This window comes from Acidovorax sp. NB1, from assembly GCF_005405905.1.
GTDB lineage: Bacteria > Pseudomonadota > Gammaproteobacteria > Burkholderiales > Burkholderiaceae_C > Acidovorax.
The window spans coordinates 383,909-407,188 of sequence record NZ_BJHU01000013.1 but is presented as its reverse complement, the minus strand read 5'-3'; the positions used below and the strand labels follow the sequence as shown (position 1 = coordinate 407,188).

Annotated in this window: 14 protein-coding genes; 3 read left to right on the top strand and 11 right to left on the bottom strand. The window is 66.7% G+C overall.

Going from position 1 to position 23,280, the window contains the following annotated elements; all coding sequences use genetic code 11:
- Positions 1-903 precede the first annotated feature (903 nt).
- The 4 genes from AvAM_RS06615 to AvAM_RS06600 form a co-directional block, all read right to left on the bottom strand.
- On the bottom strand, positions 904-2,400 hold the full coding sequence (locus AvAM_RS06615; RefSeq protein WP_137746340.1) for an efflux transporter outer membrane subunit: 1,497 nt from the start codon (positions 2,398-2,400) through the stop codon (positions 904-906).
- Positions 2,401-2,499: 99 nt separating this feature from the next.
- A complete protein-coding gene (locus tag AvAM_RS06610) occupies positions 2,500-5,733 on the bottom strand; it encodes an efflux RND transporter permease subunit (RefSeq protein WP_137746339.1) in 3,234 nt (1,077 codons plus the stop codon).
- Between the two features lie 34 nt (positions 5,734-5,767).
- Entirely contained in the window at positions 5,768-7,021 is a 1,254-nt protein-coding gene (locus AvAM_RS06605) for an efflux RND transporter periplasmic adaptor subunit (protein ID WP_137746358.1), read from the bottom strand.
- A 480-nt stretch (positions 7,022-7,501) separates the two neighbouring features.
- On the bottom strand, positions 7,502-8,383 hold the full coding sequence (locus AvAM_RS06600) for an alpha/beta hydrolase (protein ID WP_137746338.1): 882 nt from the start codon (positions 8,381-8,383) through the stop codon (positions 7,502-7,504).
- 192 nt (positions 8,384-8,575) lie between these two features.
- On the opposite strand from AvAM_RS06600, the gene AvAM_RS06595 reads away from it, so the two are divergent.
- Positions 8,576-9,493, top strand: coding sequence for a LysR family transcriptional regulator (locus AvAM_RS06595; protein WP_137746337.1), 918 nt, complete (start codon positions 8,576-8,578; stop codon positions 9,491-9,493).
- A gap of 154 nt (positions 9,494-9,647) precedes the next feature.
- Positions 9,648-9,929 (top strand): VF530 family DNA-binding protein, encoded by a 282-nt coding sequence (locus AvAM_RS06590; protein WP_137746336.1) that lies wholly within the window; start codon positions 9,648-9,650, stop codon positions 9,927-9,929.
- 40 nt (positions 9,930-9,969) lie between these two features.
- Here AvAM_RS06590 and AvAM_RS06585 read toward each other — a convergent pair whose 3' ends face one another.
- The 3 genes from AvAM_RS06585 to AvAM_RS06575 form a co-directional block, all read right to left on the bottom strand.
- Entirely contained in the window at positions 9,970-10,929 is a 960-nt protein-coding gene (locus tag AvAM_RS06585) for an alpha-E domain-containing protein (protein ID WP_137746335.1), read from the bottom strand.
- 2 nt (positions 10,930-10,931) lie between these two features.
- The gene (locus tag AvAM_RS06580; RefSeq protein ID WP_137746334.1) at positions 10,932-12,455 is read right to left on the bottom strand and encodes a circularly permuted type 2 ATP-grasp protein; all 1,524 of its coding nucleotides are present in this window, start codon (positions 12,453-12,455) and stop codon (positions 10,932-10,934) included.
- An 87-nt stretch (positions 12,456-12,542) separates the two neighbouring features.
- Positions 12,543-15,113 carry a DNA internalization-related competence protein ComEC/Rec2 gene (locus AvAM_RS06575; protein ID WP_137746333.1) on the bottom strand — a complete coding sequence of 857 codons (2,571 nt, stop codon included), beginning with the start codon at positions 15,111-15,113 and terminating at the stop codon, positions 12,543-12,545.
- 147 nt (positions 15,114-15,260) lie between these two features.
- On the opposite strand from AvAM_RS06575, the gene AvAM_RS06570 reads away from it, so the two are divergent.
- A complete protein-coding gene (locus AvAM_RS06570) occupies positions 15,261-15,719 on the top strand; it encodes a RidA family protein (protein ID WP_137746332.1) in 459 nt (152 codons plus the stop codon).
- Positions 15,720-15,959: 240 nt separating this feature from the next.
- Here AvAM_RS06570 and AvAM_RS06565 read toward each other — a convergent pair whose 3' ends face one another.
- From AvAM_RS06565 to AvAM_RS06550, 4 genes are all read right to left on the bottom strand, one after another.
- The gene (locus AvAM_RS06565; protein ID WP_137746331.1) at positions 15,960-17,726 is read right to left on the bottom strand and encodes a methyl-accepting chemotaxis protein; all 1,767 of its coding nucleotides are present in this window, start codon (positions 17,724-17,726) and stop codon (positions 15,960-15,962) included.
- Between the two features lie 200 nt (positions 17,727-17,926).
- Positions 17,927-20,284 carry a DNA topoisomerase IV subunit A gene (gene parC / locus AvAM_RS06560; protein WP_137746330.1) on the bottom strand — a complete coding sequence of 786 codons (2,358 nt, stop codon included), beginning with the start codon at positions 20,282-20,284 and terminating at the stop codon, positions 17,927-17,929.
- A 10-nt stretch (positions 20,285-20,294) separates the two neighbouring features.
- Positions 20,295-21,140, bottom strand: coding sequence for a lytic transglycosylase domain-containing protein (locus AvAM_RS06555; RefSeq protein WP_137746329.1), 846 nt, complete (start codon positions 21,138-21,140; stop codon positions 20,295-20,297).
- A gap of 50 nt (positions 21,141-21,190) precedes the next feature.
- Positions 21,191-23,173: a DNA topoisomerase IV subunit B gene (locus AvAM_RS06550; RefSeq protein WP_137746328.1), complete on the bottom strand. Its 1,983-nt coding sequence runs from the start codon at positions 23,171-23,173 to the stop codon at positions 21,191-21,193.
- Between the last annotated feature and the right edge of the window lie 107 nt (positions 23,174-23,280).

The window sequence follows — 23,280 nt, the reverse complement described above, 5'->3', positions numbered from 1 at the left end:
GGTTGGCGCCATCGTGCATTGCCAGTTGAACGAACTCTTGTTTGGTACTCATGAGAGATCTCGGTTGCCAGGGCATAGGTTTCTCCTGGGCAGGTTCTGCCAAGGAGAAGTGTTTCCCATGTCCCCGCACACCTGTTTCCCATGTGTCCGGTCCGTACAGGCGAGGCAAGAGAAAGTCACCAAAGAAAAGGCGACCCTACAGGCTGCGTCCCTTCGCTTCGCTGCGGGCAACCTGCGGTGCTCGCGTCCAGCGGGGTCTCGCTCCAACTCGCTTCGTTTCACTGCGCTCAGACAATCGCGAGCCCTGATCCGCTGGCCGCTGCGCTCCTCGGCGCATCCTGAAGGGAACCCGGGGTGCGGACATCCACACGGGCCTTTGCTTCGCTCGGCACGGCCTGCGCAGCGCGTGGCGCTTGCGCCCGCGAGGTGGGGCCGAGCGAAGCAATGGCCTGAGTGGTTATTCGGCTGTTGGATGTTCGGCTGCCCAACCCCCTGCTGGCTGCGCCTGCGGCGGGGCGGTTGTGGGGTGCGCATGGGCGTCGAAGCGCCCATGCTTCGTGAACTGACTCGCCGTGGCTGTCCGAGCGGCGCGCGCAGCGCAGAGCGAGTTCCACGGCGCACCCCGCAACCGACCCGGCGCAGGTTTACCCCTTCGCACCGCGAAGGGGTCGCAGACTGGGGGTCGCCTTTCTTTTGGGTACTTTTCTTTGGCGAAGCAAAGAAAAGTACCTCGCCCGCCGGGGCGACTCCCGGCTTCCGCACTCAACACAAGCATGCTTTTGAAACCAGCACGCCCCAGCTTCGACAGGCACAGCCCGAAAGGCCCAAATCAACCTCAGCAGCTACAAAAATAATAGCTTTACCGCTTGATAGATAAGCGCCAGCAATCAAAATCATCCAAAACTACTGGGTCACCTGCGCCAACTTCACCGCAGGCTGATCCCCCCACCCTCCCCCGAGCGCACGAATCAACCCCACCGTCGCCACATACTGCGCCGTCCGCACCTGCAACGCCTGCCGCCGATTACGCAACTCGCTGCGCCGCGCGTCCAGCAACTCCAGCTGGCTCACCAGCCCATTGCGATACCGCACATCCGACAACTGCGTAGCCCGCCGCGCAGCCGTCACTGCCCGCCCCTGCGCCTCGGCCTGGCCAGACAACAAACGCAGCGAAGTCAGCTGATCCTCCACGTCACGAAACGCATTGAGCACCTGCCCCCGGTGGTCCGCCAGCGCAGCCTCCAGGCGCGCCTTCGCGCCCTCGATCTGCGCATCGCGCTGGCCGCCGTCAAAGATCGGCAGCGACAGCAGCGCACTCACACCCCAGGCACGCGCTGACCACTTGAACAGATCGCCCAGCTCGGGCGACGCATGCCCCGCATTGCCGGTGAGCGTGACGGCCGGGAACCACGCCTTCTGCGCCACGCCCACGCGCGCTTGCGCGGCCAGCACGGCAGTTTGCGCGGCCGATACATCGGGACGACGCGCCAGCACCGTGCCGGGCACGCCGGGCGGGATCACCGGCAACGCGGCATCGCCCGTCGCGGGCGGCAGCACAAAGCCGCTGGCCACCTCGCCAGCCAGCACGGCCAGCGCGTTGGTCAGCAGGGCCTGCTGGCGCTGCAAGGCCAGGGCATCGGACTCGGTGGCCGCCACCTCGGTCTGCACACGGGCCACGTCCAGCTCGGCCACGTCTCCTGCCTGCAGGCGGCGCTGCGTCAGGCGCAGCGTGTCCTGGTACGCGGCCAGGCTCTCTTGCACCAGCACCTGCTCGGCTTGTACCGCGCGCAGCTGCAGGTACGTTTGCGCCACGTCGGCTTGCACCATGAGGCGCGTGCTTTGCAACAGGGCTTCGCGCACATCGGCGTCCAGCCGCGCAGCGTCGCTGGTCTGCGACAGACGGCCAAACAGGTCCAGCTCGTACGAGGCGTTGAGCCCCGCCGTACCCAGCGTGGCCGGGGCTGCGCGGCCGGTGGTGGCAGCGCCTGCCTGGCGCGTTACGCCCGCCGAGGCGCCCACTTGCACCGAGCGCGCGGCGTCGGCAGAGCGCAGCAGCGTGCGTGCCTCGGCCAGCCGCGCTGCCGCCTGCTGGATGCTGGTGTTGGCCATGCCCGCGCGCTGCACCAGGTCGGCCAGCACCGGGTCTTGAAAGCCCAGCCACCACTCGCCGCGCGGCTGCGCCTCGGCGGGGGCGGCCACCGTCCAGGGGGCGGTGGGTAGCGTGTCGCCGCCTGCGGTAAAGCTGGCGGGCACAGGCACGCCCGCATGGGGTGCGGGGGCCACGGGTTGGGTCATGCAACCGGCCAGCACCAGGGCGGCGGCCAGGGGTGCCAGCAGGCTGCGCTTGCGCACTGCCAGGGCTCCGTCGGTGGAGTTTTTTGTCAAAAGCAAATCGGTCATGGTTGTTCTCCTGCCCCGGCCACTGCGCCCGCTGCGTTCGGCGGCACGGAGCACGTGGTGGGGGCCACAAAGATGTTTGTTGTCACCGTGGTAGAAGCATCACTCGTGCTCCTTGCGCGGCGCGGCCAGCACGGGGTGGGCGGTGCCACCGGTGCCTGGGGCGTGCGAGATGGGCGCCACATGCGCGCCATGCTCCACCAGTGGGCGGTTGCCAGCCAGCTTGCGCAGCAACACGTAGAACACGGGCGTGAGGAACAGGCCGAAGGCCGTCACCCCAATCATCCCGGCGAACACCGCCACACCCATGGCGCTGCGCATTTCTGCGCCCGCGCCAGTGGACAGCACCAGGGGCAGCACGCCCATCACAAAGGCCAGCGAGGTCATCAGGATGGGGCGCAGACGCAGGCGGCTGGCCTCGATAGCGGCCTGCACGGGGGTGCGCCCGGCAAACTCCAGCTCGCGCGCAAACTCCACGATCAGGATCGCGTTCTTGGCCGACAGTCCCACCAGCACGATGAGCCCGATCTGCGTGAACACGTTGTTGTCGCCCTTCGTGAGCCACACGCCCGTCATCGCGGCCAGGATGCCCATGGGCACGATGAGGATGATGGCGATCGGCAGCGTCAGGCTTTCATACTGCGCGGCCAGCACCAGGAACACGAGCAGGATGGCCAGCGGGAACACCAGCACGGCGGAGTTGCCGGCCAGGATTTCCTGGTAGGTCAGCTCGGTCCACTCGAAGGTGATGCCCTGGGGCAGCGTCTCCTTGGCGATGCGCTCGATGGCGGCCTGCGCCTGGCCCGACGAGTAGCCGGGCGCGGGGCCGCCATTGATGTCCGCGGCCAGATAGCCGTTGTAGCGCATGGCACGCTCGGGGCCGAAACTCGGCTCCATCTTCATCAGGGCCGACAGGGGCACCATCTCGCCGGTGGCAGAGCGCACCTTGAGCAGGCCCACATCTTCGGCCCGCGCACGGTAGGCCGCATCGGCCTGCACGCGCACGCTGTAGGTGCGGCCGAACTGGTTGAAGTCGTTGGCGTACAGGCTGCCCAGGTAGATCTGCAGCGTGTCGAAGATGTCCGTCACCGGCACACCCAGCTGACGCGCCTTGGTGCGGTCGATGTTGGCGTACAGCTGCGGCACATTGACCTGCCAGCTCGTGAACATGCCCGCCAGTTCGGGCGTCTGGTAGGCCTTGCCCATGAAGGCCTTCACGGCGTTGTCCATGGCTTCGTAACCCAGCGATGCGCGGTCTTCGATCTGCAGCTTGAAGCCGCCCGTAGTGCCCAGGCCCGCCACGGGGGGCGGCGGGAACATGGCGATGAACGCATCCTGGATGCTGCCGAACGCCTGGTTCAGCTGGCCCGCCACGGCGCCGCCGCTCTGGTCGGCGCGGGTCCGCTCGGCAAAGGGCTTGAGCGTGGCGAACACGATGCCGGAGTTGGAGCTGTTGGTGAAGCCGTTGATCGACAGGCCGGGGAAGGCGATCGCGTCCTCGACGTTCGGGTTCTCCTTCATGATTTCGCCCATACGGCGGATCACGTTCTCGGTGCGGTCCAGCGTGGCGCCATCGGGCAGTTGGGCAAAGCCGATCAGGTACTGCTTGTCCTGCGCGGGCACGAAGCCACCGGGCACGATCTTGAACAGGCCCATGGTGGCACCCACCAGTGCGAGGTAGATCACGAACATCAGCGCCTTGCGGCCGATGACGCGCTTGACCCCGCCGCTGTACGCCTCGGAGCCGCGATGGAACATGCGATTGAAGCCACGGAACAAGCCGCCAAACACCTTGTCCATGCCGCGCGTGAGCGCGTCCTTGGGCTCGTCGTGGCCCTTGAGCAGCAGCGCACTCAGCGCAGGCGACAGGGTCAGCGAGTTGATCGCCGAGATCACCGTGGAGATCGCAATCGTGACTGCGAACTGCTTGTAGAACTGGCCTGTGAGGCCACTGATGAACGCCAGCGGTACAAACACCGCCACCAGCACCAGAGCAATCGCGATGATGGGACCAGACACTTCACGCATGGCGCGGTAAGTCGCCTCGCGCGGGGTCAGGCCCGCCTCGATGTTGCGCTCGACGTTCTCCACCACCACGATGGCGTCGTCCACCACGATGCCAATGGCCAGCACCAGCCCGAACAGGCTCAGGGCATTGATCGAGAAGCCCAGCAGGTGCAGCACGGCAAACGTACCCACCACCGATACCGGCACGGCCAGCAACGGGATGATGGAGGCGCGCCAGGTCTGCAGGAACAAAATCACCACCAGCACCACGAGAACGATGGCTTCGAGCAGCGTGTGGATCACGGACTTGATCGAGGCCCGCACGAACTGCGTGGGGTCGTACGCAATGCGGTACTCCACGCCTTCGGGCATGTTCTTCTGGATCTCGTCCATGGTCTTGCGCACGTTGGCCGAGATGTCGAGCGCGTTGGAGCCCGGCGCCTGGAACACGCCCATGCCCACGGCCGGGTCGTTGTTGAGCAGCGAGCGCAGCGAGTAGTCGGCCGCGCCCAGCTCCAGGCGGGCGATGTCGCGCAGGCGCGTTACCGCTCCGTCGGCACCGGTCTTCACGATGATGTCGCCGAACTCTTCTTCGGTCTGCAAACGGCCCTGGGCGTTGATGGACAGCTGCAGGTCCACGCCGGGCAGGCCGGGCGATGCGCCCACCACGCCGGCGGCGGCCTGCACGTTCTGGCCACGGATGGCCGTGACCACATCGCTGGCCGAGAGGCCGCGCTGCGCGACCTTCTGCGGGTCGAGCCACACGCGCATGGAGTAGTCGCCGCCGCCGAAGATCTGCACCTGGCCCACGCCCTGGATGCGCGCGAGGCGGTCCTTCACGTTGAGCACAGCGTAGTTGCGCAGGTAATCGATGTCGTAGCGGTTGTTGGGCGAGACCAAGTGGACCACCATGGTCAGGTCCGGCGCGCTCTTGACGGTGGTGACGCCCAGGCGGCGCACTTCCTCCGGCAGGCGCGGCTCGGCCTGCGAGACGCGGTTTTGCACCAACTGCTGGGCCTTGTCGGGGTCGGTGCCAAGGGCAAACGTCACCGTGAGCGTCATCACGCCGTCGGTAGTGGCCTGGCTGCCCATGTAGAGCATGCCTTCCACACCGTTGATGGATTCCTCCAGCGGCGTGGCCACGGTCTCGGCGATCACCTTGGGATTGGCGCCGGGGTACTGGGCGCGCACCACCACGGAGGGTGGCGCGACTTCAGGGTATTCGGAGATGGGCAGACCGCGCAATGCAATCAGCCCCCCCAGGAAGATGAGCACCGACAGCACCCCGGCGAAGATGGGGCGGTCGATGAAAAAGCGGGACAGGTTCATGGATGCAAATTCCTTGCGTCGCTGTTTCGCACGCTCAGGCGGCGGGCGACTTGCTGTTGTTCTTGGCTTCCTTGCGATCACCCGCAATCTCGGCCTTGGCGGTCATGGGCACGGGCTGGGGTGCGACCACGGCACCGGGGCGCACGCGCTGCAGGCCGTTGACGACGATGTTCTCGCCCGCCTTGAGGCCCGAGGTGACCACGCGCAGGCCGTCAATCGGCGCGCCCAGGGTGACCTCGCGGTACTCGGCCTTGTTGCCCTCCCCCACCACCATCACGAACTTCTTGTTCTGGTCGGTGCCCACGGCACGCTCGTTGATCAGCAGCGCCTGGGTGTTGCGGGCCTGGCCCATGCGGATGCGGGCGAACTGGCCGGGGATCAGCGAGCCGTCTTCGTTGTCGAACACGGCGCGCACGCGCACGGTGCCGCTTTTGGCATCGACCTGGTTGTCGATGAGCTGCAGGCGCCCGGCGTAGGGCGTGCCGCCCGTGGTGCCCGTGCCCATCTGCACGGGGATGCGCTCGATGAGCTGGCGGGCGCTCTGGCCCTTGGAGCCGCTTTGCAGGTCCGCCAGCGCCTTCACCACGATCTGCTCGTCGGTGTCAAAACTGGCGTAGATGGGGCTGACCGACACCAGCGTGGTCAGCACGGGGGCGCCCGCACCGGCCGCCACCAGGTTACCCACGGTGACTTCGATGCGGCCCACGCGGCCCGCCACGGGCGCGCGCACCTGGGTGTACGAGAGGTTCAGCTTCGCGGTCTGCAGCGCAGCCTGGGCCGCGCGCAGGTTGGCATCGGCCTCGCGCTGAGCGTTCAGACGCTCGTCGTGCTCGCGCTGGGCAATGGCCTTTTCTTCGAGCAGGCGCGTGGCGCGCTCCAGCTCGCTGCGGGTGTACGACACGCGGGCCTGTGCAGCGACCACCTGGGCTTCGGCGCGGTCCACCTCGGCGGCGTAGGGGGCGGGGTCCACCGTGACCAGCAGGTCGCCCTGCTTGACCAGCGAGCCTTCGCGGAAATGCACGGCCTGCACGGCGCCCGAGACGCGCGGGCGCACATCCACGCGCTGCACGGCTTCGAGGCGGCCGGAAAACTCGTCCCACAGCGAGATGTCTTTTTGCACCACAGCAGCAACCGACACCGGCATGGCGGGGGGCATGGCGCCTTCGCCATTGGCCTTGGCTGTGGGCGCCTGGAAGACAAGGACCAGGGCAGCCACAGCGGCCGTCACGGCGGTGGCGATGGTGGCTAGGCCCAGGGGGCGGTTCTTGGAGAGCGGGTTGGAGTTCATGGTCATTTCAATCAATCGTTGGGGCCTGCCTGGCAGGGCAAGCCAATGAAGGGGTTCTGCGGCACCACCTGCGTCCCTGCAGCGGGAGTGGCAGGGGCCCAGGCAGTGAGCGGAAAAGGCAGTCTCGGCATTGACACAGTGAGAGAGTCAAGCAGCCCAGCCATGTGCCGCTGGCGGGCGCTGGTTGGCGTCAGACAAAGACGCGGCCGTGCCCTGCGCTGTGACAGCCGTGGCTGTGGGCCCGCGAGAAGTGCAGTCTGTTTTTCATGCTGTTATTTCCTCCGTATCGTTGACATCAATGGCTCCGCCAGCCGTCCTGCCCTGGAGGGCACGGCTTGCAGAAATGCGCGGGCAAAGCTTCTCCCTCCGGCATGGCGAGCCGGAAAAATCAGCGTGGGAAACCAGGTGGCTGGTGGGAAGGCCGCAGTATCGAACCTCAACCTAAGTTGAGGTCAATGACTTTTTACGACCAGGGTTTTCTCAGGAAGGCACCGGACATCGGGTGGCTTCGAAGAACTGGCGAAACTGGTCCTGCGCCGCAGCGGCACAAGGGCACTCATGCTCGCCCGCCTGCAGCAGGGTGTCGGGCCACTGCGCAGCCTTGGCGAACACATGGCATGTCACCTGCAGGCCTGCGGCATCCAGGCGCGCGGCATAGGCCAAGGCCTCGTCGTGCATGGGGTCGGTGTCGCCCACCAGCACCAGTGTGGGAGGCAAACCGGCCAGACGGTGGGCCCCCGCAGGCACGGCGTAGGGATGTTCGGCATCACGCGGGCAGCGCAGAAAATTGCGCCAGCCTTCGGTCCATTTGCAACCAGTGGCATCGCCCGTGGCTTCGCGCAGTGAGGCCGTGCCAACACAGGGGTCGAGCATGGGCGACAGCAGGATCTGCCCGGCCAGCGGGGGGTGCGACTGGTCGCGCGCCACCAGGCTCACGGCAGCAGCGAGGTTGCCACCCGCTTCTTCACCCGCCAGGTACACCAGGGCCCCCTGACCGCCGAGCTTGTTGCGGTTGCGGTGCACCCACTTGAGCACGTCATACCCCGTGTCCACGGGCTGCGGAAATGGTGTGAGCGGATACGCCACCGAAACCACCACCGCGCCCGCACCTTCGAGCAGCGAGGCCACGGTGCAGCCGTTGTCCAGATCCCCAGACACAAACGCGCCCCCATGAAAATGGACCACCACCGGGGAGGCTTGACCTGACTTCTTGCGGCCATACATGCGTACGGCCACCTGCTGGCCCTTGGCCACCTCAATGGTGGAATCGGCGCACACGGACTTGGCCGCCCCCGCCGCCTTGGCGGGCGCGGCGGCAGGCTGCGATGGCGAGGATGACGAAGACGGGTGGTCGGGCTGCATGGCAGGTACCCAAGTTAGTAGGTGGAGGGTCGGTTGACGATGGATGAAATGTAGTGGCTTGGGCCTTTCTGATAAACAGGTCAAACACCACCGCACTGTTTCCAAAAGCTCAACAATCAAACGCTTGCTCGCGTGTGAGAATTCCTCAGCACCCACTGGTGGGTGCTGCAGTTCCAGATTCAAGGAGAAGCCATGGACCAGATACAGGCCATGCGCATATTCGTGCGGGTGGTGGAGGCCGGCACGTTTACACGGGCAGCGGATTCGCTGAACCTGCCCAAAGCCACAGTGACCAAGCATGTGCAGGCGCTGGAGGAGCGGCTGCGCGTGAAACTGCTCAACCGCACCACCCGCCGCGTGACCGTGACGCCCGACGGTGCGGCCTACTACGACCGCACGGTGCGGCTGCTGACCGACCTGGACGACATCGAGGCCAGCATGACCAACGCGCGCGCCAACCCGCGCGGGCGGCTGCGCATCGACGTGGGCACATCGGTGGCGCAGTTGCTCATCATTCCGCACCTGGCGGAGTTCCATGCCCGCTACCCGGACATCCAGGTGGACCTGGGCGTGAGTGACCGCACGGTGGACCTGATCGGCGACAACGTGGACTGCGTGATCCGGGGGGGCGAGCTGAGCGACCAGTCGCTGGTGGCACGCCGCATTGGCAGCCTGGAGTTCATCACTGTCGCCGCGCCCGCCTACCTGGAGCGCAAGGGCACACCCATGCACCCGCTGGAGATCGAGGAAAAACACGCCAGCGTGATTTACTTTTCGCCCCAAAGCGGGCGGCACTACCCGCTGGAGTTTCGCCGGGGCGATGAATCCATCGACGTCACCGGCCCTTACCAGCTGAGCGTGAACGAGAGCAACGCCTACGTCACCTCCATCGTGGCAGGACTGGGCATCGGCCAGATCACCAGCTGGCAGGCGCAGCGGCATTTCGACGGCGGATCCCTGGTGCGTCTGCTGCCCGAATGGACCCAGCCCCTGCTGCCGGTGTATGTGGTGTACCCGCCCAATCGCCACCTGAGCGCCAAGGTGCGCGCGTTTGTGGACTGGGCGGCCGAACTGTTCCAGCGCGAGGACCATCTGCAACGCAAAGCCTGATTGCCCCTGTGCTGCGTCGCGTTATCTCTCGGAGGATGCCCCCCTGGCCTGGCCAAGCGAGCTCCATGGGGGCTCTGGTGGGATTCACGCCCGTTGCGCAGGACAGGGTAGCCTGGATGAAGTGGGCACGGTTTCAGTCTGTATGCTTGGCGCCATGAGCACCCCAGACACCCCGCCGCCAGCCCCACCCGCCAGCAAGCCCACTCAGCCCCGCAACCCCCTGCACGGCGTCACCCTCGAAGCCATGGTGGTGGGCCTGGCCGATTACTTTGGCTGGGATGAACTGGGGCGCCAGATTCCCATCCGCTGCTTCCAGATCGACCCCAGCGTGGGCTCCAGCCTCAAGTTCCTGCGCAAGACCCCCTGGGCGCGCGAGAAGGTCGAAAGCCTCTACCTCTTCATGCTGCGGGACCAGCGGCGCAACGCGCAGGAGTGAGCAGCAGCCCCCCTGCACTGCGCCCAGTTCATCGGGCCTTTCAGTCGCCCGAGGTCACCAGAAAATCGCGGCTGATGCCGCCACCCAGGTCGTTCACCCGGTCCAGAAACTGCGTGAGGAACGCATGCAGGCCCGTGGCCAGGATCTCGTCGATGCGGCCGTATTGCAGGTCGGCCAGCAGGCGCCCAGCGCGGCGGCTTGTTTCGACGGACTGGCCGTTGGCCAGCACGGCCAGGTTGTCCACCACCTCGCGCATGCAGGCATGCAGCGAGCGCGGCATGTCGCGGCGCAGGATCAGCAGGTCGGCCACACGGCCCGGCGTGATCACGTCGCGGTAGACCTTGCGGTACACCTCGAACGCCGAGACGCTGCGCAGGATGGCGCTCCAGTGGTAGAAGTCGCTCTCCTGGTTGCGCTCGCTGGCGCGGCCAAAAAAGTCGTTCTTGACGGCGTGGAACTTCACATCCAGCAGGCGCGCCGTGTTGTCGGCACGCTCCAGGAACGTGCCCATGCGCAGGAAGTGAAACGCCTCGTCCTGCAGCATGGTGCCCAGCACCACACCGCGCGACAGGTGCGAGCGGTACTTCACCCACTCAAAAAACTGGCCTGGGTCGCGCTCGAAGGCGCCGCCCTCCAGCTGCCGGTGCAATTCCAGCCAGGTCTGGTTCTGTGTCTCCCAGACCTCGGTGGTGAGCGCCCCACGCACAGCGCGCGCGTTCTCGCGGGCGGCACGCAGGCATGACAGGATGGACGACGGGTTGTTGCCGTCGCGCACCATGAACTCCAGGACCCGCGCGGGGGTCACCTCGCCGTGCCTGGCGGTGTAGGCAGGGATCAGCTCGCTGATGGACAGCAGCCCCTCCCAGCCTTTTTGCGCCACATCGGCGGCCTGGGGCAGCAGGGAGGTCTCGTAGCTGACATTCAGCATTCTTGCCGTGTTCTCCGCCCGCTCGGTGTAGCGGGACATCCAGAACAGGTGGTCTGCGGTGCGGCTCAGCATGTTCAGAAGCTCCCTTGCGATTGACTTTGCGACTGGCCCTGGGACTGCGACTGCACGGCCTTGGGCTGCGCTGCGGGCGTACCCTCGCCCAGCACCCAGGTGTCCTTGGTGCCACCGCCCTGCGACGAATTCACCACCAACGACCCTTCCTGCAGCGCCACACGCGTGAGGCCGCCTGCTGCCATCTGCACCTCGCGCCCGCTGAGGACAAAGGGGCGCAGGTCGATGTGGCGCGGGGCGATGCCGCTTTCCACATAGGTGGGGCAGCTGGACAGGCTGAGCGTGGGCTGGGCGATGTAGCCCGACGGGTTGGCAATCAACGCACGGCGGAAGTCCTCGATCTCGGCCTGCGTGGCGGCAGGACCGATCAGCATGCCGTAGCCACCCGCGCCGTGCACTTCCTTGACCACGAGGTCCTTGAGGTTGGCCAGCACATGCTGCAGGTCGTCCGGCTTGCGGCACATCCAGGTGGGCACGTTCTTGAGGATGGGCTCTTCGCCCAGGTAGAAGCGGATCATCTCGGGCACATAGGGGTAGACCGACTTGTCGTCCGCCACGCCCGTGCCCACAGCATTGCAGATGCCCACATTGCCTGCGCGGTAGGCCTCCATGAGGCCGTAGCAACCCAATGTGGAATTGGGGCGGAACACCTGCGGGTCGAGGAAGTCGTCATCCACGCGGCGGTAGATCACGTCCACCCGCTGCAGGCCGCGCGTGGTGCGCATGTACACGAACTTGTCCTTGACCACGAGGTCCTGGCCTTCGACCAGCTCCACCCCCATCTGCTGGGCCAGGAAGGCGTGCTCGAAGTACGCACTGTTGTGCATGCCGGGCGTGAGCACCACCACCGTGGGCTCATCGGCTGCAGCCGGGGCACTGGCGCGCAGGGTTTCGAGCAGCATGTCGGGGTAATGCGCCACCGGCGCCACCTTGTGCAGGCTGAACAGCTCGGGGAAAAGCCGCATCATCATCTTGCGGTTTTCGAGCATGTAGCTCACGCCGCTGGGCACGCGCAGGTTGTCTTCGAGCACGTAGTACTCGCCGTTGCCCTGGGCGTCCGGCGCGCGCACGATGTCGATGCCTGCAATGTGCGCGTAGATGTTCTGCGGCACATGCAGCCCGGCCATCTCGGGCCGGTACTGGGCGTTGTTCAGGATCAGGTCGGCAGGCACAATGCCGGCGCGAATGATGTCCTGGCCGTGGTACACGTCGTGAATGAAGCGGTTGAGGGCGGTGACCCGCTGCACCAGCCCCTGCTGCATGCTGGCCCACTCGTGGGCGGGGATGATGCGGGGGATGAGGTCAAACGGAATCAGCCGCTCGTTGCCTGCGCCGCCCTCGTCCTTGGCGCCATAGACGGCGAAGGTGATGCCCACGCGCCGGAAGATCATCTCGGCTTCGGCCCGGCGGGCCTGCATCACGTCAGGGGGCTGTTTGCTCAACCACTGTGCATAGCGCTTGTAGTGTTCCCGCACGTCGCTGCCATCAAACGGCAGCATGGCGTACATCTCGTCAAATTTCTGCATGAACGGGCCTCCTGTGAACAGGATAGCAAGTTGCGCGCCCACCCATTGGGCAACAGCCCCTGAGCGCGCTGCGCCATGCTTTCGCAATCATTCGCTCCGTGGCACCATGCTGTGCTGCCAATACCGGTGGCCGGTGTCGCGTTCACACGCCACACCGCCCGGGGCGCTGGACACCCAGGTGGCCGCCCCGCAGCGTGCCGATTCCACCACGTGGATGTTGCGCTCGCGGTAGCGCTGCAGCACATCGGGTGCCGGGTGCCCGAAGCGGTTGCGGTAACCAGCCTGCACCAAAGCGGTGCGCGGTCGCACAGCCTCCAGAAAGACGGGCGACGACGAGGTCTTGCTGCCGTGGTGGGGCACCAGCAGCACATCGGCCTGCAGCGCGGCACCCCGTGCCACCAGGGCCTGCTCCTGCGCGGCCTCGATGTCTCCCACCAGCAAGACCGATGGCCCCGAGCCCCCGGCGGCCGCCACGCGCAGCACACAGCTCAAGGTGTTGGGCCGCGGCGCGCGGGGCGCGGGGGCATCGTCCCCGGCCAGCGGGTGCAGCACCTCAAAGGTGACCCCGTCCCACTCCCAGCGCTGGCCCGCAAGGCAGGGCTTGGCAGGGCGCTGGGCCTGCAGCACATGGTCGGCCTCGATGGAGCCGGTGAGTTCGGCCCGGGGCTGCTGCGCCAGCACCGCCGCAGCGCCGCCCGTGTGGTCGGCATCGCGGTGGCTGAGCATCAGCACATCCACCCGCTCGCCCAACGCGCGCAGCAGCGGCACCAGCACCCGGTGGCCTGCGTCGCTTTCGCGGCTGAAGCGCGGGCCCGCGTCATACAGCAGCGTGTGCGTGGCCGTGCGCACCAGCACCGCGTTGCCCTGGCCGATGTCGGCCGCCAGCAGCTCGAACTGCCCCACCGCTGGCCGCGCGGGCTGCCACCAGAATACGGGCAGCAACAGGGGCAGCGCCAGCAGACGCAACCGCCACGGCAGGCGCATGGCCAGCAGTGCACCACCCGCCACGGCGGCCATGCCCGCCCACAAGGGCGCAGCGGGCAGGAACAGCACCGCCCCGGGCCACTGCGCCAGCCACTGCAGCAGCACCGTGAGGGGCTGAAGGCTCCAGGCCGCCAGACTCCACAGCGGCCCCCACACCACGCCACCCAATGCCAGCGGCGTCACCACCAGCGTGACCCACGGAATCGCCACCAGATTGGCCACCAGGCCCACCACCGACACCTGGCCAAACAGCAACAGGCTCAGGGGCGTGAGGGCCAGCGTGACCACCCATTGCTCCCGAAAAAGTGCATAAAAATGGCCTTTTGCGCCTGATCCATATGCTTTTTTAGCTATCGGATTAGTAGCAAATAGCACCCCTACCGCCACAAAACTCAGCCAGAAGCCCGGCTGCGCCAGCGCCCAGGGGTCTGCCACCACCACGGCCGCGCAGGCCAGCAGCCACACCTGGGGCCAGGGCCAGCTGCGCCCGCTCCACCGCAGCAGCGCCACGATGCCCAGCATGGTGACGGTGCGCTGCGCTGGCACACCCCAGCCACTGAAAAGCGCATAGGCGCTGGCCAGCACCACCCCGGCCAGCAGCGCCGCCGTTGGCGCGGGTGCCCACAGGCACAGCCGCGTGGACCGCCGCCACAGCGCCCCCACCACGGCCGCCGCCAGCCAGGCAAACAACGTGATGTGCAAGCCTGAAATGCTCATGAGGTGCGCCACCCCCGTGGCGCGGAACATGTCCCAGTCCGCCCGGTCGATGGCGCGCTGGTCGCCCGTGACCAGGGCTGCCACCACGCCTGCGATGCGTGCTCGGCCGGGGTCGCCGGCATCCTCCGCGCCGCGCCCAAGCCGGTCCAGGATGGCATCGCGCACACTTTGGCGCGCCTGCTCTACCGGGTGCTGCCAGGTGGAGGCCTGGCGGCGCGGCGGTTCGTCCTTGGGGCCTGCGCGCACATAGCCGGTGGCCTGCACGCCCTGCTCCCACATCCACAGTTCAAAGTCGAACCCGTGGGGGTTGCGCAGGCCGTGGGGCGCTTTCAGCCGCACCGTCATCTCCCAGCGCTCGCCCGCACGCACCGGGGCGGGCTGGCGCTGCAGGTCCACGGCATCGCCCGCCTCGCGCAAAAAGGCGCCGCCGTACCAGGCGACCTCGATCCGGGGCGGCAACTGCACGGGGGTGCCTTGGAGCAGCGCAGATTCCACCTCCAGCCGCAACCGGGTGCCCGCCTCGTTGGCCTGCGGCATGGCCGCCACCACCCCGGTCACGCGGATGTCCTGGCCCTCCAGCGCCGGGGCCAGGCCCTGCTGCAGGTAGGCCGTGGCCCGCAAACCACTGACCCCAGCCATGGCCAGCGCGCCCGCGCACAGCGCCAGCGCCACAGACGCCACTGCACGCCACCGGGCCGGGTGCACGGTCCCGGGCCTGCCGGTGCTGTGCACTGCGGCCCCCACCCAACCGGCCACCAGTGCAGCACACAACAGCGCGGCATAAGCGCCCATGCCCCACAAGCCCGGTTGCTGCAACTGCAACGCCGCCCCCGCCACCACCCCCAGCAGCAGGGTTGGCAGCCGCCAGGGCACCACGGGCTGCGCCGACTCCGCCACACCGGGCGGGACCTCGGAGCCGGACCAGGTGGAGGCATTAGGGGCGCTTATGGCGGGCATGGGCTGATGCTACTGCCGCCCCGGCACCGGGGCGGCGGGATTCGGTGCGCGCGGCTGTGTAACACTCGTCCCCACCCGGCGCCGGGGCCCTTGCCGCCCGCGCCACTCCCCTCTACCCCACCCTTCACTTCAACCCGAGGAAGCACCATGAGCGTTTACGACAAGCTGAAAGAACTCAACATCACCCTGCCCCCTGTGTCGGTGCCCGCAGCCGCCTACGTGCCCTATGTGCAGACCGGCAACCTGGTGTTTCTGAGCGGCCACATCGCCCGCAAGGACGGCAAGCCCTGGGCCGCGCAGTTCGGCCGCGACATCGGCACCGAAGAAGGCAAGGCCGCCGCACGCGCCGTGGCCATCGACCTCATGGGCACACTGCATGCCGCCACCGGCGGCGATCTGAACCGCGTGCAGCGCATCGTGAAGGTGATGAGCCTGGTCAACTCCACCGGCGACTTCACCGAGCAGCACCTGGTGACCAACGGCGCCAGCGAGCTGCTGGGCCAGGTGTTTGGCGACAAAGGTGTGCACGCGCGCAGCGCCTTTGGCGTGGCCCAGGTGCCCATGGGCGCCTGTGTGGAGATTGAGCTGATCGCTGAACTCGGATAACCCCCTGAGTCGCTGCGCGCCTCGGTGCGTCCGCCAGAGGCGGCCGCCCTTCGGGCACTTCCCAAGCCTGCGCAGGCAGGCTTGGAGCCGCGGCCCTCAGCCCCCTCTCCCGCCTTGCTGCGCAATTCGGGAAGGGGACGCTCCCAGCGCACGCAAGCGAAGCGCCGCATCCGCAGCTTGGCGGCCCTTGCGCGGGAGCGCTGGCTTAGGGCGTGCCAGTTTCGACAGGTGTGCTGCGGTTTAGAAGGACTCCCAGTCCTCATCCGCGCCCTGGGCCAACGCGGGGGCCGGGGCTTTGGTCTTGGCAGGCGCGGGTTTGCTGCCCGCTGGGGCAGCCTGGGTGATGCGCTGGGCGCCCGGCTTGCTTGCCACGGCGGCCTTGGCGGGCGTTGAGGGCACACGCGGGGCCTGAGGTGCTGGGGCGTGTGACGCACGCGCTGGCGGCGCCACGCCGCCATAGGCTGCCCCGTTGACCTTGAACACTGCCACCACCTGCGCCAGGTGTTCGGCCTGTTCGCGCAGGCTTTGCGCGGCGGCGGCACTTTCTTCCACCAGGGCAGCGTTTTGCTGGGTCATCTGGTCGAGGTTGCCCACGGCCTGATTGACCTGCGAGATGCCCGCGCTCTGCTCGGACGAGGCCGCCGTGATCTCACCGATCATGTCCGTCACGCTTTGCACCGAGCGCACGATGTCGGTCATGGTCGTGCCAGCATCGGCCACCAGGCGGGTGCCGGTTTCCACCTTCTCCACCGACGCACTGATCAGCGCCTTGATCTCCTTGGCGGCAGAGGCAGAGCGCTGCGCCAGGTTGCGCACCTCGCTGGCCACCACCGCAAAGCCCCGGCCCTGCTCACCCGCACGCGCAGCCTCCACCGCCGCATTCAACGCGAGGATGTTGGTCTGGAACGCAATCGAGTCGATCACGCCGATGATGTCGTTGATCTTCTTGCTGCTGTGGTTGATGTCTTCCATGGTCGAGACCACCTGCGTCACCACCGTGCCTCCCCGCTCGGCAACACCTGTGGCGCTCGCAGCCAGGGTGCTGGCCTGGCGTGCGCTGCTGGCGCTTTGCGCAATGGTGCTGGTGAACTCCTCCATGGCCGCCGCCGTCTGCTGCAGGTTGCTCGACGTCTGCTCGGTGCGCGCCGACAGGTCGTGGTTGCCGGTGGCGATCTCGGCACTGGCGATGGCGATGCTGTCGGTGCTCTGGCGCACCTGGTGGACCATGCGCCCGAGCGAATCGCTCATCGCGTACTGCGAGCGCAGCAGGTCGCCAAACTCGTCGCCGCGCGTGACAGCACCTTGTTCGCTCAAATCGCCCGCCGCAATCTTGGCCGCCAGGTCATTGGCCTGCGCCAGCGGCCGCTGGATGCTGCCAATCAGGTAGTAGGCCCCGGCAATGATGGCCAGCAGCAACGCCGCCACCGCGACGGCCGCAATCTTCACCGTCAGCATGCGCGATGCTGCCATCTCGGCCAGGCGGGTCTGCGCCGTGCTCTGCTGCAGCTCCACGAAGTCGCGCAGGGTTTTGAGGTAAGCCGCCACGGCCGGGTTGTAGGTCTGCTTGACCAGGGTGACGGCCTCGTCGGCCTTGCCACCGGCCTTGAGCTGGCGGGCCTTGCCGCGCAGGTCGATCATGGTCTTGCGCGCGTCGGCAACCTTGGCCATCTGCGCCTTGTCGGCATCGGACAGCGCCATGCCCTCCAGCGACTTCTGCACCTCGGTGATCTGCGCCGAGGTGGCGGCAATCACGTCCTTGAACTCGGCCTCGACCGCCGGATCGCTGCTCACGATCAGCGCCTGGGTGCGGGCCGCATTGGTCTCCGTCAGGCCCGCCCAGCGGATGGCGGTGCTCACGCGGGTCTGCATCTCACGCGACACGGCGTCGGCCTCGGCCTGCACCTTGGTAGAACGGTAGGCCGAAAACCCCACCACACCAGCAAGCATGACCACGATAAAAATGACGGCGAGCCACAGCTTCTGAGCAATACGGATGCGTTTGAACATCATGGTCTCCTCTGGTTATGGGGCGGCCCCGGTACTGCTGGCATGCATGCTGACGGCCTGGGGCGCAGGCCAGCACAGACATTCACTTACATATGGTGCGCCCGTTCGCGCATTTCGTCCAATCCGTAGCAACCCGTGGAAAACTGCTGCGGCCATGAAAAAAGCCACCCGGAGGCGGCTTCTTCGTCTGGAACGGGGGCTTACTCCACCCGCGTCACCGCTGTGGGCTTGAAGCCCAGGTCCGCCGCCTTGCCCTTGCGGCCGCGTGCGGCGCGGGCGTTGTTCAGACTGCGGATCTCCAGCGTTTCGTCACGCTGCTTGCCGCCCCGGCCGATGCCATCGAGGCGGATACTGCGCGTGTAGGCCGCAGCGCCTGCAAGCTGGTCCTTGTCTTCCAGGTCAATCAGCATCAGGCCCCGGCCGCCGTTGGCCATGGTTTTCAGCTCGGTGATCTCGAACGTGAGGATGCGCCCGCCCGTGGACGCGCAGGCCACATGCGTGGCGGGCACCACCGGTTTGCTGCCCGTGCTGCCTGCGGCGTGGGAGGGCACACACACGGTTTCGCCTTCACCCAGGGTGATGAAGGCCTTGCCGCCCTTCTGGCGCGAGACCATGTTCTCGACCGCCGCCAAGAAGCCGTAGCCGCCCGAGTTGGACAGCAGCAGCGTGGCGTTGGCGGGCCCCGCAAAGTAGTGCAGCAGCTGCGTGCCGGCTTCCAGCTCAATCAGCGTGGTCACCGGCTGGCCATCACCCCGCGCGCCGGGCAGCAGCGATACGGCCACCGAGTAAACGCGGCCATTACTGCCAAAGGCCAGCAAGGTATCAACCGTGCGGCACTCGAACGTGCCATACAGCCCGTCACCCGCCTTGAAGGCAAAGCTGGCGGCCTCGTGGCCATGGCCGGTGCGGGCACGCACCCAGCCTTTTTCCGAGACGACAACGGTGACGGGCTCGTCCACCACCTTCACTTCGGCCACGGCCTTCTTCTCGGCCTGGATCAGCGTGCGGCGAGCGTCGGCAAAGGTCTTGGCGTCGGCCTCGATCTCTTTCACCATGGTGCGGCGCAGCGAGCCGGGGTTGTTCAGGATGTCTTCGAGCTTGCCCTGGCTTTCGCGCAGTTCTTTCAGCTCTTGCTCGATCTTGATGGCTTCGAGCCGCGCGAGCTGGCGCAGGCGGATTTCGAGGATATCCTCGGCCTGCCGGTCGCTGAGGTTAAAGCGAGCAATCAGCGCGGCCTTGGGGTCTTCGGCCTGGCGGATGATGGCAATCACCTCGTCGATGTTGAGCAGCACCAGCTGCCGCCCTTCGAGGATGTGGATGCGGTCCAGCACCTTGTTGAGCCGGTGCTGGCTGCGGCGGGTGATGGTGGTCTGGCGGAAGGCAATCCACTCTTCCAGCATCTGGCGCAGCGACTTCTGCACGGGCTTGCCATCGAGCCCCACCATGGTCAGGTTGATGGGCGCCGAGGTTTCCAGGCTGGTGTGGGCCAGCAGCGCGGTGATCAGCTCCTGCTGCGGGGTCTTGCCCGTCTTGGGCTCGAACACCAGGCGCACGGGCGCGTCTTTGCTCGACTCGTCGCGCACCACGTCCAGCACGGCCAGCATGCTGGCCTTCAGTTGCGTCTGCTCTTGCGTCAGCGCCTTCTTGCCGGCCTTGACCTTGGGGTTGGTGATCTCTTCGATTTCTTCGAGCACCTTCTGCGTGCTCACGCCGGGCGGCAGTTCGTTGACCACCAGCTGCCACTGGCCGCGCGCCATGTCCTCGATCTTCCAGCGCGCGCGCACCTTGAGGCTGCCTCGGCCCGTGCGGTAAGCGTCGGCAATGTCGCCGGGGCTGCTGATGATCTGACCGCCGCCGGGGTAGTCAGGGCCGGGCACGATGGCCAGCAGCTCGTCCTGGCTCAGCGAGGGCGTCTTGATGAGCGCCACACACGCATCGGCAATCTCGCGCAGGTTGTGGCTGGGGATCTCGGTGGCCAGGCCCACGGCAATGCCGCTGGCGCCGTTGAGCAGCGCAAACGGCAGGCGGGCGGGTAACTGGCGCGGCTCCTCGGTGCTGCCGTCGTAGTTGGGCATGAAATCCACGGTGCCTTCGTCGATTTCGTCGAGCAGCAGGCTGGTAATGCGCGACAGGCGCGCCTCGGTGTAGCGCATGGCGGCGGCACCGTCGCCGTCGCGGCTGCCGAAGTTGCCCTGGCCGTCGATCAGCGGGTAGCGCTGGGCAAAGTCTTGCGCCATGCGCACCAGTGCGTCGTAGGCCGACTGGTCGCCGTGGGGGTGGAAGCGGCCCAGCACATCGCCCACCACGCGGGCGCTTTTGACGGGCTTGGCCGCCGCGCTGCGGGTGGGGCCGCTGTAGCCCAGGCCCATGCGGTCCATCGAATACAAAATGCGCCGCTGCACGGGCTTGAGGCCGTCGCACACATCGGGCAGTGCACGGCCCTTGACGACCGAGAGCGCGTATTCCAGGTAAGCGCGCTGGGCGTAGCCCGCCAGGCCCAGGGAGTCGCCCCCGTCATCGCCTGCGGTGGTGAAATCTAAAGTGGGTTGGTCGCTCATTCGTTAGCGCTCATTCGTTCGGAATCGTCGGTAGGGGTTCAAACGCCGTCTGCGGCGCGTTGCGGGTCTGAGCCACCTGGGTGGGCGGCAGGTTGCCCCGGTTCTGCGCGCCGCCTGTCAGCTCCATGCGCACACGGCCCGGCAGGGCGCGCTGTGTCAGCACGGGCGCTGGCGGTTTGAGCTGGGCATACAGGCCCAGCACAGTGCGCACATAGTTCTGCGTTTCCTTGAAGGCGGGGACCTGGTTGCCCGCCTTTTGCACGGCGCCTTCGCCCGCGTTGTAGGCGGCCACCGCGAGGTCCATGCGGCCGGGGAACAGGTCCAGCAGATGCCGCAAATAGCGGGTGCCGGTGAGCACGTTCACGGCGGGGTCGGCCAGTTTTTGCTCCACCGTGCGCTTCTTGTCCGCACTCACGCCAAATCGGCTGGCCGTGGCGGGCATCACCTGCATCAGGCCCACGGCGCCCTTAGGCGATACGGCGGTGGCGTCAAAGCCGGATTCGGCGGCGATCACGGCCTGCAGCAATTCGTAATCCACGCCATGTTGGCTGGACGCGGCGCGCAGGTGGTGCTTGACGCGTTTGTAGTCCGGCGCAATGTCAAAAAACGCCAGCAGGCGCGCGCCCGCTGCGGGCAGCGCGTAGGGCATGGGCGAAGCATTGGCCGGTGCGTCCCGCGTTGAGTCAAAGTCGTTGCCGCGAAAAAACAGCTGGTAGCGCGCATCGACCTGCTCGGACGCAAAGTGCGTCACGCCGCGCTCGTCCACATGCGCCCACAGGTCTGCATGGGCGAATTGCTGCACAAAACATAGCAACAAACCCAATACAGATGCGCGGAAAGCACTGTTTTTATTCATACTTTTTGCCACTAACACCCAGCGGCGGGCGTCGGTTCTTTCACACCTTCCTAGATGTCGATCTCCACCGCGTCGCCATGCAGCTCCATCAGCTCGCGGCGCGCGGCGGCCTCGCCCTTGCCCATGAGCTTGGTGATCAGTCCTTCGGTGGCGGCAAAGTCCATGTCGCCCAGCTGCACGGGCAGCAGGCGGCGGGTGTCGGGGTTGAGCGTGGTTTCCCACAGCTGCTCGGCGTTCATCTCGCCCAGGCCCTTAAAGCGGCTGATCTGGCACTTCTCGCGCGGCACGCCGTCTTTTTCGGCCTTGTCCAGGATGGCGGCCAGCTCGCCGTCATCCAGTGCATACATCTTGGCCGCGGGCTTCTTGCCACGGGCGGGCACGTCCACGCGGAACAGCGGCGGGCGCGCCACGTAGATATGGCCGGTCTCGATGAGCTTGGGGAAATGGCGGAAGAACAGCGTGAGCAGCAGCACCTGGATGTGCGAGCCATCCACGTCGGCGTCTGACAGGATGCAGACCTTGCCATAGCGCAGGCCGCTCAGGTCGGGCGTGTCATTGGGGCCATGCGGGTCCACGCCGATGGCCACCGAAATGTCGTGGATTTCGTTGTTGGCAAACAGGCGGTCGCGCTCCACCTCCCAGGTGTTGAGCACCTTGCCACGCAGCGGCAGGATGGCCTGGCTTTCCTTGTCGCGGCCCATCTTGGCGCTGCCACCGGCCGAGTCGCCCTCGACCAGGAAGACCTCGTTGTGGGCGATGTCCTTGCTTTCGCAATCGGTGAGCTTGCCGGGCAGCACGGCCACGCCCGAGCCCTTGCGCTTTTCGACTTTCTGGCCGGCCTTCTGGCGCGTCTGCGCGGCCTTGATGGCCAGCTCGGCGAGCTTCTTGCCGTATTCGACATGCTGGTTCAGCCACAGCTCCAGCGCTGGGCGCACAAAGCCGCTGACCAGGCGCACCGCGTCGCGCGAATTCAGGCGCTCCTTGATCTGGCCCTGGAACTGCGGGTCGAGCACCTTGGCACTGAGCACATAGCTGGCGCGCGCAAACACGTCCTCGGGCAGCAGCTTCACGCCCTTGGGCAGCAGGCTGTGCAGTTCGATGAAGCTCTTGACGGCGTTGAACAGGCCGTCGCGCAGGCCGCTTTCGTGGGTGCCACCCGCGCTGGTGGGGATCAGGTTGACGTAGCTCTCGCGCATGGGCTGGCCGTCTTCGGTGAAGGCCACGGCCCAGGATGCGCCCTCGCCTTCGGCAAAACTTTCGTTGTTGCGGTCGGCAAAACCCTCGCCCTCAAACAGCGGGATCACCGGGTCGCCGTTCAGCGTCTGCATCAGGTAGTCGCGCAGGCCGCCCTTGTACTGCCAGGTTTGCGTGTCGCGGGTTTTCTCGTTGACCAGCTGCACCGTCACGCCCGGCATCAGCACGGCCTTGCTGCGCAGCAGGTGGGTGAGTTCGCCCATGGGCAAGGCGCTGGATTCGAAATATTTCGCGTCGGGCCAGACGCGCACCGAGGTGCCCTGCTTGCGCTCGCCCGCCTCCAGCGGCCGGGCCACCAGGGGCTCGATCACATCACCGGCCGCAAACACCAGACGCGCCACCTTGCCCTCGCGGTAGCTGGTGGCTTCGAGCCGGGTGGCCAGGGCGTTGGTCACGCTCACACCCACGCCGTGCAGGCCGCCCGAGAAGCTGTAGGCGCCGCCCTTGCCCTTGTCGAACTTGCCGCCCGCGTGCAGACGGGTGAAGACCAGCTCGATCACCGGCGCCTTTTCTTCGGGGTGCATGCCGAAGGGGATGCCCCGGCCGTCGTCTTCCACACTGACAGAGCCGTCGGCGTGCAGGGTGACGCGGATCTTCTTGCCGTACCCGGCCAGCGCCTCGTCGGCGGCGTTGTCCAGCACCTCCTGGATGATGTGCAGGGGGTTGTCGGTGCGGGTGTACATGCCCGGGCGCTGTTTGACGGGCTCCAGGCCCTTGAGCACGCGGATCGAACCTTCGGAGTATTCGCTGGCGGAAGCAGAAGACGGTTTGGCAGACATAGCGGCGGATTGTAGTGCGGCAGGCGGGGCGTAGCTGGATAAAAAACCAGTCATCACCACCCCTATGGGGCACTGTATTGGTCACGGGTGTATCAGCACGTTTCACA

Excerpts from the sequence above, each read along its gene's own strand:
- AvAM_RS06615 (WP_137746340.1), bottom strand. The coding sequence starts at position 2,400 with ATGACCGATTTGCTTTTGACAAAAAACTCCACCGACGGAGCCCTGGCA.
- AvAM_RS06610 (WP_137746339.1), bottom strand. The coding sequence starts at position 5,733 with ATGAACCTGTCCCGCTTTTTCATCGACCGCCCCATCTTCGCCGGGGTG.
- AvAM_RS06605 (WP_137746358.1), bottom strand. The coding sequence starts at position 7,021 with ATGAACTCCAACCCGCTCTCCAAGAACCGCCCCCTGGGCCTAGCCACC.
- AvAM_RS06600 (WP_137746338.1), bottom strand. The coding sequence starts at position 8,383 with ATGCAGCCCGACCACCCGTCTTCGTCATCCTCGCCATCGCAGCCTGCC.
- AvAM_RS06595 (WP_137746337.1), top strand. The coding sequence starts at position 8,576 with ATGGACCAGATACAGGCCATGCGCATATTCGTGCGGGTGGTGGAGGCC.
- AvAM_RS06590 (WP_137746336.1), top strand. The coding sequence starts at position 9,648 with ATGAGCACCCCAGACACCCCGCCGCCAGCCCCACCCGCCAGCAAGCCC.
- AvAM_RS06585 (WP_137746335.1), bottom strand. The coding sequence starts at position 10,929 with ATGCTGAGCCGCACCGCAGACCACCTGTTCTGGATGTCCCGCTACACC.
- AvAM_RS06580 (WP_137746334.1), bottom strand. The coding sequence starts at position 12,455 with ATGCAGAAATTTGACGAGATGTACGCCATGCTGCCGTTTGATGGCAGC.
- AvAM_RS06575 (WP_137746333.1), bottom strand. The coding sequence starts at position 15,113 with ATGCCCGCCATAAGCGCCCCTAATGCCTCCACCTGGTCCGGCTCCGAG.
- AvAM_RS06570 (WP_137746332.1), top strand. The coding sequence starts at position 15,261 with ATGAGCGTTTACGACAAGCTGAAAGAACTCAACATCACCCTGCCCCCT.
- AvAM_RS06565 (WP_137746331.1), bottom strand. The coding sequence starts at position 17,726 with ATGTTCAAACGCATCCGTATTGCTCAGAAGCTGTGGCTCGCCGTCATT.
- parC (WP_137746330.1), bottom strand. The coding sequence starts at position 20,284 with ATGAGCGACCAACCCACTTTAGATTTCACCACCGCAGGCGATGACGGG.
- AvAM_RS06555 (WP_137746329.1), bottom strand. The coding sequence starts at position 21,140 with ATGAATAAAAACAGTGCTTTCCGCGCATCTGTATTGGGTTTGTTGCTA.
- AvAM_RS06550 (WP_137746328.1), bottom strand. The coding sequence starts at position 23,173 with ATGTCTGCCAAACCGTCTTCTGCTTCCGCCAGCGAATACTCCGAAGGT.